Source organism: Bradyrhizobium acaciae (assembly GCF_020889785.1).
Lineage (GTDB): Bacteria > Pseudomonadota > Alphaproteobacteria > Rhizobiales > Xanthobacteraceae > Bradyrhizobium > Bradyrhizobium acaciae.
This window is the reverse complement of record NZ_JACMYK010000192.1, coordinates 1-11,863: the sequence shown is the minus strand read 5'-3', so window position 1 is coordinate 11,863 and position 11,863 is coordinate 1. Positions and strand designations below refer to the sequence as shown.

Below are 11,863 nucleotides of genomic sequence, written 5' to 3'. Positions count from 1 at the left end.
TCCGCTACATCGCCAACCGCTCGTCCGGCAAGCAGGGCTTTGCCATTGCCGCCGCCGCGCGCGCCGCCGGCGCCGAGGTCGTGCTGGTGACCGGCCCGGTCGATCTCGACGATCCCCAGGGGATCTCCGTCATGCGCGTGGAGTCCGCGCGCGACATGCTGCACCGGGTCGAGGCCGCGCTGCCGGTCGACGTCGCGATCTTTGCCGCCGCGGTCGCCGACTGGCGGGTCGCCGCCGAAGGCAGCCAGAAGCTGAAGAAGACCGCGGCCGGCATGCCGCCGCTGCAACTGGTCGAGAACCCCGACATCCTCGCGACGATCTCCAAGCTGAAGGAGAAGCGGCCGCCGCTGGTGATCGGCTTCGCCGCCGAAACCGAGCATCTGATCGAGAACGCCAAGGCGAAGTTCGCGCGCAAGGGCTGCGACTGGATCGTCGCCAACGACGTCTCGCCGGCGACCGGCGTAATGGGCGGCGACCGCAACACCGTTCATTTGCTCTCGCGCGAGGGCAAGGACGTCACCGTGGACTCCTGGCCGGTCATGACCAAGGAAGAAGTTGCGACTGCGCTGGTATCGCGGATCGCACGAGAAGTAGGAACCGCATCGTGAGTGCCACCATCAAGGTTGAAGTCCGCCAATTGCCGCATGGCGCAGATCTGCTGCTGCCGATCTATCAGACCGATGGCGCCGCCGGCCTCGACCTGCTGGCCGCGGTGCCGCGGTCGGCGCCGTTGCTGCTGCTGCCGGGCCGCTACGAGATGGTTCCGACCGGGCTGACCATCGCGCTGCCGCCCGGCTACGAGGCGCAGGTGCGGCCGCGTTCCGGCCTTGCCGCCAAATTCGGCATCACCGTGCTGAACTCGCCCGGCACGATCGATGCCGACTATCGCGGCGAGATCAACGTGCTGCTGATCAATCACGGCCAGGAGGCGTTCTCGATCCGGCGCGGCGAGCGGATCGCGCAGATGGTGATCGCGCCGGTCACAAGGGCCGAGCTGGTTCCGGTCGAGGTACTGTCGTCCACCGATCGCGGCAGCGGCGGCTTCGGCTCGACCGGGCGCTAGTTAGAGTAACGGGCTCCACTTCAGCTCGCCCCGCGTGCGGGGAGAGCATAGGCCGCCTTCGGCGGCCGTTCTCAAGAACGCCGAAGCAGAGCTTCGGCTGTGACGCATCGTTAGATGCGTTCCGGGTGAGGGGGAGCCCCCGCAACGCAGCTCGCATTCGCTGAAACAGCCCCTCACCCCAACCCTCTCCCCGTAAGAACGGGGCGAGGGAGCCCACTGCCGTCGTAACCGGAGAAGTGTGCGGACACCTCCGGCAGATCACGCTTCGAGCGCGCCCTCCGCACGAATACGGAGTCAATTCGCGTAAAATCCACATCGCCGGCCGCATTTTTTCACAGCGGATTCTGCGTTCACGGTCTGGACTCTTACTCGCCGAGTCCCGTTGGGATTATTCTGGATTGATTCGAGCGCGACGGGGGGTCTTCGTCGGGCTGTCGGGTCCTGCTTGGGCATGATCCCCGGACAAACGTCATACGTTTGCCGTGAGGGAACACCGGTCTCCTCTTTTCCGGATCATGCCTTAAGGTTTGTGCGTTCTGGGGCAACATATGTCGGGCGTAGTCGCGGCAATGCGTCGAACCCTGCTGTCATGCACCTCACTGGCGCGCGACGGCATGCTTGGGCTCGCCATCACCGCATTGCTGCCGGCCCGCAATTCGTTTGCCGCCGAAAGCCTGGTGGCCCAGGCGCTGTCGGATCATCTCGGCTTCAACCACCAGGAGATCGCGGTTCTCGCGACGTCGTTCGCGCTGGTCGGCTTCTCCGCCGTCGCCGCCATCCTGTTGATGCGCACCCGCTTGCGGGCGACGAGGGCCGAGGAGCAGCTGCAGTCCGAGATCACCGATCTGCAGGCGCAATCGGACCGGCTGCGCGCGCTGCTGTTCGTCGAGCCGCAGGTCCTGATCTCCTGGGCGGCCGGTGACAACCGGCCGCAGATCTCCGGCGACATCTCGCTGGTGATGTCGCAGGAAGGTTCACCGCAACGCGTCCTCGCCTTCGGAACCTGGCTGCCGCCCGAGCCGGCGCTGCAGATGGACCACGCCGTCGACGCGCTGCGCGAGAAGGGCGAGGCATTCCTGCTGAACCTCTCGACCTCGGCCGGCCGCGCCATCGAGGCCATGGGCCGCGCGATCGGTGGCCAGGCCATCGTGCGGATCCGCGAGCTCGGCGGCCTGCGCCGCGAGCTTGCCGAGGCCAACCTGCGCTACAAGACGCTGCAGGAAGAGACCGAGCTGCTGCGCGATTTCGCGGCCGCCGCGCCATGGCCGATCTGGGCCAAGAGCCTCGAAGGCAATCTGCGCTATGCCAACGCGGCCTATGTCCGCGCCACCGAGGGCAAGAGCGTGTCGGACGCGCTCCAGCGCAATCTCGAACTGCTCGAAAGCGACCAGCGCACCGAATTGACCCGCGCGCTGAACGACAATGCCAATTATGCCGCGCGGCTGCCGATCGTGGTCAGCGGCGAGCGGCGGATCTACGACGTGCAGGCGCTGAAGCTCTCCGGCGGCAGCGCCGGGATCGCGATCGACGCCAGCGAGGCCGCGGCGCTGCGCGCGGCGATCGCGCGGATGATCGAAGCGCACCGGCGTACCCTCGACCAATTGTCCTCGGGCGTCGCGGTGTTCGATGCCGACCGGCGGCTCACCTTCTACAACGAATCCTATCGGCGGCTGTGGGGCCTCGACCAGGCCTTCCTCGACAGCAATCCCGACGATTCCAGCGTGCTCGACCGGCTGCGCGCCAACCGCAAGCTGCCCGAGCAGCCGGATTTCCGTGCCTGGAAGGCCAAGCTGCACGAGGCCTATCGCGCGGTCGAAGCCGAGACCTACACCTGGTTCCTGCCCGACGGCCGCGCCATCAGCGTCGTCACCACGCCGAACCTCGAAGGCGGCGTCACCTATCTGTTCGACAATGTCACCGAGAGCCTCGACCTCGCGCGCCGCTACGACCGCCTGACGCGGGTGCAGCGCGAGACCCTGGACAATCTCAGTGAAGCGGTCGCGGTGTTCGGCAGCAACGGCCGCGCCGAATTGTTCAACCCGCCGTTCGCCAAGATGTGGAAGCTGCCGGCCGACGCGCTGCAGGGCGAGCCGCACATCGAGGCGGTGGAAGCATTGTGCAGGCCGCTGTTCGACGACGCCCTGACCTGGCGGACGCTGCGCGAGCAGATCACCGCGATCGAGAACCGCGCCCAGGTCGCGCTCAAGCTCGAGCGCAAGGACGGCAGCGTGCTGAATTGCATGACCATCCCGCTGCCCGACGGCAAGACCCTGCTGGCGTTCCAGGACATCTCGGACACCGAGAACGTCGAGCGGGCGCTGCGCGAGCGCAACGAGGCGCTGGAAACCGCCGACCAGATGAAGGTGGATTTCGTCCACCACGTCTCCTACGAGCTGCGCGCGCCGCTCACTACCATCATCGGCTTCGCGCATTTCCTCAGCGATCCCTCGACAGGGCCTCTGACGCCGAAGCAGGCCGAATATCTCGACTACGTCACCAAATCGACCAATGCGCTGCTGGCGCTGACCAACAACATTCTCGACCTCGCCACCATCGACGCCGGCGCGATGAAGCTGGAGCTCGGCCCGGTCAATATCGGCCAGGCGATCGACGCCGCTGCGGAAGGCATCCAGGATCGCCTCGCGACCGACCGGATCACGCTCAAGGTCGATATCGAGCCCAATATCGGCGCCTTCGTCGGCGACGAGCGGCGCGTGGTGCAGGTCCTCTATAATCTGCTCGCCAACGCCGTCGGCTTCTCGCCGCATGACGCCACCGTCACGATCAGCGCGCACCGCACCGAGCACAGCGTGGTATTCGCGGTGACCGATGCCGGCCCCGGCATTCCCGCCGAGATGCGCGACAAGGTGTTCAACTGGTTCGAGAGCCATTCCCATGGCTCGCGGCATCGCGGCGCCGGGCTCGGCCTGTCGCTGGTCCGCTCCTTCGTCGAACTGCATGGCGGACGGGTGCGCGTCGATTCGACCGTAGGCCGCGGCACGACCGTGACCTGCGACTTCCCGATCGACCAGACCGCACACCGCAACGCCGCGGAATGACGGCGACCTCGACATTCTCGGTGGCGCTCGCGAACGAAACCGCGACGTCGGAGCTGATGGCCGACCTCGCACTCCTGATCGGCGCCGGCGACGTCATCACGCTGTCGGGCGATCTCGGCGCCGGCAAGACCGCGGCCGCCCGCGCGCTGATCCGCTACCTCGCCGACGACGATGCGCTGGAAGTGCCGAGCCCGACCTTCACGCTGGCGCAGAGCTACGAGCTGCCGTCGTTTCCGCTCGTCCACGCCGACCTCTACCGCATCAACGATGCCAGCGAGCTCGAGGAGATTGGGCTGTCGCCGCTGCCCGATGACATCGTGGCGCTGATCGAATGGCCGGAACGTGCGCCCGGCGCGATGCCCGCCGACCGCATCGACATCGCGTTCAGCCACCGCCCGGCGCTCGGCTCGGCGGCACGCGCGGCCGAGATCACCGGCCATGGCAACGCCGCGGCGAAGGTCGCGCGGCTCAACGCGCTGCGCCACTTCCTCGATCGAGCGGGCTACCTCAACGCCCACCGCGAACGGATGCCGGGCGATGCCTCGACCCGCTCCTATGCGCGGCTGCGCAACGACGACGGCACGGTGATCCTGATGAACTCGCCGCGTCGCCCCGACGGCCCGGCGATCTACAACGGCAGGCCTTACAGCGCGGCGGTGCATCTCGCCGAAGACGTCAGGCCTTTCGTCGCGATCGGCAACGGCCTGCGCAAGCAGGGCTTCTCCGCGCCTGCGATCCGGCACAGCGACCTCGAATCCGGCTTCCTGATCACCGAGGACCTCGGCGCCGAAGGCGTGATCGAGGGCGATCCGCCGCATCCGATCGCCGAGCGCTATGAGGCCGCCGTCGACATGCTGGCGGCGCTGCATCGCGAGGCGCTGCCCGGCACGCTGCCGCTGACATCAGATGTGAGCTACGACATCCCGGTGTTCGATATCGACGCCTGGCTGATCGAGATCGGGCTGATGCTCGAATGGTACCTGCCCGATCGCGGCGTGCAGGTAAGCGAGGAGATGCGCGCCGAATTCCTCGGGATGTGGCGCGGCCTGCTGGAGAAGCCCGCCGCGGCGCCGCAGACCTGGGTGCTCCGCGACTTCCATTCGCCGAACATCATCTGGCTTGCCGAGCGCACTGGCATCCTGCGCGTCGGCATCATCGACTTCCAGGACGCAACGCTCGGCCCCGCAGCCTATGACGTGGTGTCGCTGCTGCAGGATGCGCGGATCGACGTGCCGGAGCAGCTCGAGCTGGCGCTCTTGACCCGCTACATCAAGGCGCGGCGCGCCACCGACGAGAGCTTCGATCCGGCCGGCTTCGCCGAGCTCTATGCGATTATGTCGGCGCAGCGGAACACCCGCCTGCTCGGCACCTTCGCGCGGCTCAACCGCCGCGACGGCAAGCCGCAATATCTCAAGCACCAGCCGCGGATCTGGACCTATCTCGAGCGGTCGCTGGCGCACCCGGCGCTGGCCAGCTTCCGCATCTGGTACACAGCCAACGTCCCTCCTCCAGTACCTTAGTTTACGGGTTGTTAGCGTTGGCTCCCCTAAGGTCGCGGAGGCTGCATGTCATCCATGGCGCGGCCGGATCGGGAGCGGGCCACACGATGGGGACGGAACGACGCAAGGGCGATCGTGTCACGTTTGAGCGCGGCATAGCCGCGCACATGATGGGCATTGACGGCACCTGGCGGCGCGACTGCACCATGGAAGACGTGTCGGAGACGGGCGCCAAGCTCTCCGTCGACGGCTCGGTCGAGGGCCTGAACCTGAAGGAGTTCTTTCTGCTGCTGTCGTCCACAGGATTGGCCTATCGCCGCTGCGAACTGGCGTGGGTCAATGGCGACCAGATCGGCGTCAACTTCCTCAAACAAGGCGACAAGAAGAAGAAAACTGCCAAACGCGGCGCGCAGGCAGCCGACGTCTAGGCCATCGTCGTCATTAATGCCGTCTTACGGCCGTCATGTCTCGTGACTATGGCGTCTGATTGATGTGCTTGCCGAATCGCCGTGATATGATCGGCGCATGAGAGATGATGACCGAGAATATCCGAAAAATGCCCGTCACTCCCCATAAAGCCATGGTGCTCGCTGCGGGCCTCGGGATCCGCATGCGCCCGCTGACCAACACGATGCCGAAGCCGCTGGTCAGCGTCGCCGGTCAGCCGTTGCTCGACCATGTGCTCGACAAGCTCGCCGGCGCCGGCGTCACCGAAGCCGTCGTCAACGTGCATTATCTGCCCGACCAGATCATCGAGCACGTCAAGACCCGAAGCCGCCCGCGCGTGATCATCTCCGACGAACGCGACCAGGTGCTCGGCACCGGCGGCGCTGTGGTGAAGGCGCTGCCGCTGCTCGGCGACGCGCCGTTCTATCATCTCAACGCCGATACCATGTGGATCGACGGCGTGCGCTCCAACCTCGCGCGGCTGGCCGAAGCCTTCGATCCGGCGCGGATGGATATCCTGCTGCTGATGGCGCCGACCGCTTCGAGCATCGGCTACAGCGGCCGCGGCGACTACTCGATGTTGCCGGATGGCGCCCTGCGCAAGCGACGCGAGCACCAGGTGGTGCCGTTCGTCTATGCCGGCGCTGCGATCATGTCGCCCGCGCTGTTCGCCGATGCCCCGGCCGGCGAATTCTCGCTGACCAAGATGTTCGATCGCGCCAACGAGCAGGAACGGCTGTTCGGCCTGCGCCTCGACGGCGTCTGGATGCATGTCGGGACGCCCGACGCGATCCAGGCCGCGGAAGAAGCCTTCCTCGAAAGCGTCGCGTAAACGTCGCCGCCCTCAGGCCTCGGCGTCGATCGCGAGCACCGCAAAGCTCGCAAGCCAATGCTCTCCCATATAGTCGCCGGCGATATGCGGCAGGCCAGCGTCGAGATGGCCGCGCGCGGCCTCCAGCAGGATCGGGCGGCGCGCATCGGCCTCCGGCAGTGCGCGTGCCAGCGCGCGCCAGCACCATGCGCGGCTGAGATTGAGTCCATCGAGATGCGCAAGCTTGCCGTCCGTGCGATCGGTGACCGTAGCCGGCCGGAACAAGGTCGCGGGCTCATGTTGCGCAAGCCGCGGCAGGAAGCGATCGAACCAGGGCAGGAAGTCGCTGGGTGACAGCAGCCGGCGCATGCACTCCGCTTCGATCAGCGCGGACGACTGGAAATCGTCGCCGCTCGGCTCGCCCCAGGCGGGGCAGTCCTGGTCGGCGCCGTACCAGCGCAGCGCGGTCTCGCGCAACAGCGCGCCGAACGCCGCATCCTGAGTCACTGCCGCGTAATCGGCGGCCATGCGAAGCCCGAACGCGGTGTTGAAATGCGTGCCGACCCGCACCGGATAGGTGGCCAGCGGCAGGAAATCGCGAAAGCGCTGCGCGAAGATTTCGGCAAGCGGCGCGATACGGTCGCGCCAACGGACGTCCTCGAGCAACGCGAGCTCCGCCGCGAGCTTCAACAGCCACCCCCAGCCGTAAGGCCGCTTGAACCCGCGCGCCGTCGGGGCCGTGAGATAGGCGCATTCGGCCGCGATCTTCTCCGCAACGAACTGCGCGTCGAACAGCGCGCGGATATCGCCTGCCGCATCGGATGCCGGATATCGGCGCAGCAACCGGGCGAGCATCCAGTAGCTGTGGACGCAGGAGTGCCAGTCGTAGCTGCCGAAGAACACCGGATGCAGCTCGCGCGGCGTGCGCGCATCCTGCGGCCCGGCCAGCACGTGATCCGGCTTGTTCGGGTATTCGCGCGTGACATGGCCGAGCGCGATACGTGCGAAACGAACCGCGAGGTCTTCGGTCAGGATGGTCTCGCTCATGGTGAGGCTTCTTCCTTTCGCGCACGCCGGACCAGCATCTCGATCAGGCGCGGCGTCATATAGATGGGAAACTGGGTGGCCGCGAAGAACAGCGCCGTCATCGGCGACACCGCCGCGCCCATCGCCGACCAGACCAGTCCGACATTGCGATTGCCGAGAATGAGCCCCGTGGTCAGCCGCTCGGCGAGCGGGCCCGGCGTGAGCAGCGCGCCAAGCGCTTGCAAACCAAGATTGCAGGCGAAGGCAAGGCCGACGCAGGTTGCCGCGGCGATCGGCTGCGTCTCGATCTGCGTACGCACCCCGGCCATGGTGGCAATGGCAAACACCAACAGCGAGGCGAGCACGAGAGCATCGATGGTGCGCGAATGCTGCACCAATCGTGCAGCGGCCTGACGGCGCAGCAGCAAGGCCAGCGCGCCGGCGCCGCCGACCAGCAGCGCGAGTCGCGTCGCGAGCGCCAGCGGATCGAGCGCGAGATCGGCAAATCCTGCTGCGATCAGCGGCACGGTGACCGGCGCCAGCGCCATCGATAGCAGCGTCACGGCTAGCGGAACGGTGGCGTCGAAGCCGAGCATGCGTGCGACCGCCGCCGTGCCGCTCGACGGCGGCGCGCAGGCCGACAGTACCAGCGCGACAACGAGCTCGGTGCGAAATCCGGCGCCGCGCGCTGCGAAGCCGACCGCAAGCGGACAAGCCAGCATCGCGAGCATGGGCAGCAGCAGCCAGACCAGCGGCCGCCGCAACGCGCGCCGGAACGCCGCGCCGTCGATCTGGAGAAAGGTGCCGAGCACCAGAACGAAGATCGCCGCCGCCATCAGCGGGCGCACGGCATCCGCCAGCGCAGGGATAGCCAGCCCGGCCAGCACGCCGATGATCAGCAATGTCGGCCCGCTCGGCACCAGCCTCGCCAATCGCGTCAGACCTTTTGGTTTCGTCATCATCACCCGTCGGCAAGCATAGGCCGGGGCTAATCATTGTTGAAATCGATTATTTATATATACACTATTGCTGCTATGAATTTAGCCGCCGTCGACCTCAACCTGCTGGTCGCCTTCGAAGCGCTGATGGAGGAGCGCCACGTCACCCGCGCGGCCGAGCGTATCGGGCTCGCCCAGCCGTCGATGAGCAGCGCGCTGCGGCGGTTGCGCGCGCTGTGTGCCGACGAACTGTTCCTGCGCGCCGGCGCGGGCATGCAGCCGACCGAAAAGGCGCTGGCACTGGCCGGGCCGATCGGCGAGGCTTTGCGGCAGATCAGGGGCGCGCTGGCGCCCGATCAGGGCTTCGATCCGTCGACGGCGCGACGGCGCATCGCCATTGCCGTGACCGACTATGGCGATCTCGTCCTGGTGCCGGAACTGACCCGCCTGTTGCGCCTGGAGGCCCCGGGCATCGACCTCGCGGTGCGTCCGTTGACCGACGCGACTGCGGCGCTGGCGAAAATGGAGCGCGGCGAACTCGATGCGCTGATCGGCGGCCACCTGCCGGAGACGCCGCGCTCGGTCCGGCACCGGCTGTTCGAGGAACGCTTCGTCTGCATCCGCGACGCCGCGCGCGTAAATCAATCGGACCATCTGAGCCTTGAAGACTATGCGACGCTGCCGCACGCGCTGTTCTCGGCGGCCGGCGGCGATGGGCTGCCGAGCGTGATCGATGCGCTGCTGGCGCGTCACGGAAGGAAGCGACGGGTGGCCGTGACGCTTGCGCATGTGGTGGCCGTTCCCTTCGCCGTCACAGGCACCGATCTCGTCGCCACCATGGCCGAGCGCGTCGCCCGCCGCTTCACGCATCTTGCCGATGTTGCGGTGGTCACGCCGCCGATCGACATCCCCGCCTTCGCGATCGACCTGATCCATCTCAGCCGCGCGACTGAAGATCCGGCGCTGCGCTGGTTCCTGGATGCCGTCGATCGCTGCGCCGTCCGATTGCGATAATCAGCTGACACGGTTGAGCGTGAGGGGTGGCTAACGGCGGCCGCCGCTCCCTATATTGGCGCCTGATCGAATCAGGCAGCCCATGCGCGTCTTCAGTGTTCCCGTTTCTGCGCCGTTCCTACGCACCGTCATCGCGGCGCTGGTCGACGGCCGGCTGGTCGTGGGATTCGAGGCGCGCAACGATCCCGCCAAGCTCGCCAACGCCACGCTCTATCTGCCCACCCGGCGCGCGGGCGGCTTGCTCGCGAAATCTTCCTCGACGTGCTCGATTCCGACGCCGCGGTGCTGCCGCGCATCGTCGCGCTCGGCGAGATCGACGAGGACGAGCTCGCCTTTGCAGACCAGGGCGACGATGTCGGCGGCGCCGCGCCGCTGGAGATCCCGCCGAAGCTCGGCGAGCTGGAGCGGCGTCTGACGCTGGCGCATCTGGTCGCGGCCTGGGCGAAAACGCCGGTGTCGGCGCCGCTGGTGGTCGGCGGCCCGGCCTCGACGTTGCAGCTCGCCGGCGACCTGGCGCGGCTGATGGATGACATGGTGACGCGCGGCGTCGACTGGCGCGCGCTCGACCGCCTGGTGCCGGACCAGCTCGACAAATACTGGCAGCACTCGCTCGACTTCCTGCGCATCGCGCGCGACGCTTGGCCGAACTACCTCAAGGAGATCGGCCGGATCGAACCCGCGGCGCGCCGCGATCTCCTGATCGAGGCCGAAGCGGCACGACTGACCGCGCATCCCACGGGTCCGGTGATCGCCGCCGGTTCGACCGGCTCGATGCCGGCGACGGCGAAATTCCTCCACGCGGTGGCGAAGCTTCCGAACGGCGCCGTGGTGCTGCCCGGGCTCGACGTCGACCTGGACGAGGACAGCTGGGACACGATCGGCGGCGAGCGCGGCGACGACGGCCGTTTCACCACGCCGCCCTCGTCGAATCATCCGCAATTCGCGATGCAGGCGCTGCTCGATCGCTTCGGCATCAAGCGCCGCGATGTCGAGAGCCTCGCTCGGCCGGCGCCGCTCGGCCGCGAGGTGCTGGTGTCGGAAACGATGCGTCCCTCGACAGCCACGGCACAATGGCACGACCGGCTGGAGCGGCCGGAGATCGTGGCGCGGATTTCCGCCGGGATGACCAACCTCACCGTGGTCGAGGCGCCCAACCCGGAGATGGAGGCGCTCGCGATCGCGGTCGCGATGCGCGAGGCGCGGCATCTCGGCAAATCGGCCGCGCTGGTGACGCCGGATCGCGCGCTGGCACGCCGCGTGATGGCGTCGCTGACCCGCTGGAATCTGGAATTCGACGATTCCGGCGGCGATGCGCTGATCGAAACGCCGGCCGGCGTGTTCGCCCGCCTCGCCGCGGAAGCCGCAGCCAACGGGCTGGAGCCGCCGACACTGCTCGCGCTGCTCAAGCATCCGCTGTTCCGGCTCGGAGGTACGCACGGCGCGCTGAAGCGCGCGATCGAGGTGCTGGAGATCGCGCTGCTGCGCGGCACCCGGCCGCAAGCCGGGACCGGTGGCCTTGCGCGCGATTTCACGCGCTTCCGTGCCGAACTGGTCAAGCTGCATGGCGGCGAGACCTCGTCGCTGCACACGATGGAGCCGCGCGCCCGGCTGCGCGACAACGAGCTCAACCAGGCCGAGGGCCTGATCGCCAGGCTGCAGGCGGCGCTGGCGCCCCTCGAAGGCATGGCGTCGTCAAAGCCCTACGATTTCGCCGAGCTGGCCGCGCGCCACCGCGAGGTGCTGATCGCGCTGTCGGCCGACCCAAACGGCGTTGCCGTCGTGTTCGAGGAACGCGCCGGCGCGTCGCTGGCGTCCGCGTTCGACGAGCTGCTTGCCAAGCAGCAGCCGAGCGGGCTGATGACGCCGCTGTCAGATTATCCCGAAGTGTTTCAGACCGCGTTCGCCGACCGCATGGTGCGGCGGCCGGAATCGGCGCGCGCGCAGCTCAACATCTACGGCCAGCTCGAGGCGCGCCTCACCGAATCCGATCGAATCATCCTCGGCGG

Annotated in this window: 9 protein-coding genes and 1 pseudogene; 8 read left to right on the top strand and 2 right to left on the bottom strand. The window is 67.5% G+C overall.

Translation table 11 applies throughout. From position 1 onward, the window contains the following. The 6 genes from H8A92_RS37165 to H8A92_RS37140 form a co-directional block, all read left to right on the top strand. A partial coding sequence (locus tag H8A92_RS37165) for a phosphopantothenoylcysteine decarboxylase domain-containing protein (RefSeq protein WP_274613564.1) occupies positions 1 to 608 on the top strand: 608 nt, incomplete at its 5' end. After that, positions 605 to 1,063: a dUTP diphosphatase gene (dut, locus tag H8A92_RS37160; protein WP_229200226.1), complete on the top strand. Its 459-nt coding sequence runs from the start codon at positions 605 to 607 to the stop codon at positions 1,061 to 1,063. The genes H8A92_RS37165 and dut, both read left to right, overlap by 4 nt. 548 nt (positions 1,064 to 1,611) lie before the next feature. Continuing rightward, entirely contained in the window at positions 1,612 to 4,122 is a 2,511-nt protein-coding gene (locus H8A92_RS37155) for a sensor histidine kinase (RefSeq protein WP_229200225.1), read from the top strand. After that, on the top strand, positions 4,119 to 5,642 hold the full coding sequence (gene tsaE / locus H8A92_RS37150) for a tRNA (adenosine(37)-N6)-threonylcarbamoyltransferase complex ATPase subunit type 1 TsaE (protein ID WP_229200223.1): 1,524 nt from the start codon (positions 4,119 to 4,121) through the stop codon (positions 5,640 to 5,642). Before H8A92_RS37155 ends, tsaE begins: the two co-directional genes overlap by 4 nt. Before the next feature lie 86 nt (positions 5,643 to 5,728). Continuing rightward, positions 5,729 to 6,049, top strand: a complete 321-nt coding sequence (locus H8A92_RS37145) for a PilZ domain-containing protein (RefSeq protein WP_163156892.1) — start codon at positions 5,729 to 5,731, stop codon at positions 6,047 to 6,049. 128 nt (positions 6,050 to 6,177) lie between these two features. Then, positions 6,178 to 6,900, top strand: coding sequence for a nucleotidyltransferase family protein (locus H8A92_RS37140; protein WP_229200227.1), 723 nt, complete (start codon positions 6,178 to 6,180; stop codon positions 6,898 to 6,900). Between the two features lie 12 nt (positions 6,901 to 6,912). On the opposite strand, the gene H8A92_RS37135 is transcribed toward H8A92_RS37140, so the two are convergent. After that, complete coding sequence (locus tag H8A92_RS37135) at positions 6,913 to 7,926, bottom strand: DUF2891 domain-containing protein (RefSeq protein ID WP_229200222.1); 1,014 nt, start codon at positions 7,924 to 7,926, stop codon at positions 6,913 to 6,915. Next, complete coding sequence (locus H8A92_RS37130; RefSeq protein ID WP_229200221.1) at positions 7,923 to 8,864, bottom strand: hypothetical protein; 942 nt, start codon at positions 8,862 to 8,864, stop codon at positions 7,923 to 7,925. Before H8A92_RS37130 ends, H8A92_RS37135 begins: the two co-directional genes overlap by 4 nt. A gap of 75 nt (positions 8,865 to 8,939) precedes the next feature. Here H8A92_RS37130 and H8A92_RS37125 point away from each other — a divergent pair, with 75 nt between their 5' ends. Both H8A92_RS37125 and addB read left to right on the top strand, forming a co-directional pair. Next, positions 8,940 to 9,857 (top strand): LysR family transcriptional regulator, encoded by a 918-nt coding sequence (locus H8A92_RS37125; protein WP_229200220.1) that lies wholly within the window; start codon positions 8,940 to 8,942, stop codon positions 9,855 to 9,857. An 82-nt stretch (positions 9,858 to 9,939) separates the two neighbouring features. Then, positions 9,940 to 11,863, top strand: a pseudogene (gene addB, locus H8A92_RS37120) (double-strand break repair protein AddB); the annotation flags it as partial.

Bases quoted from the DNA above. Each gene is read 5' to 3' on its own strand.
- H8A92_RS37155 (WP_229200225.1), top strand. From the start codon at position 1,612: ATGTCGGGCGTAGTCGCGGCAATGCGTCGAACCCTGCTGTCATGCACC.
- tsaE (WP_229200223.1), top strand. From the start codon at position 4,119: ATGACGGCGACCTCGACATTCTCGGTGGCGCTCGCGAACGAAACCGCG.
- H8A92_RS37145 (WP_163156892.1), top strand. From the start codon at position 5,729: ATGGGGACGGAACGACGCAAGGGCGATCGTGTCACGTTTGAGCGCGGC.
- H8A92_RS37140 (WP_229200227.1), top strand. From the start codon at position 6,178: ATGCCCGTCACTCCCCATAAAGCCATGGTGCTCGCTGCGGGCCTCGGG.
- H8A92_RS37135 (WP_229200222.1), bottom strand. From the start codon at position 7,926: ATGAGCGAGACCATCCTGACCGAAGACCTCGCGGTTCGTTTCGCACGT.
- H8A92_RS37130 (WP_229200221.1), bottom strand. From the start codon at position 8,864: ATGACGAAACCAAAAGGTCTGACGCGATTGGCGAGGCTGGTGCCGAGC.
- H8A92_RS37125 (WP_229200220.1), top strand. From the start codon at position 8,940: ATGAATTTAGCCGCCGTCGACCTCAACCTGCTGGTCGCCTTCGAAGCG.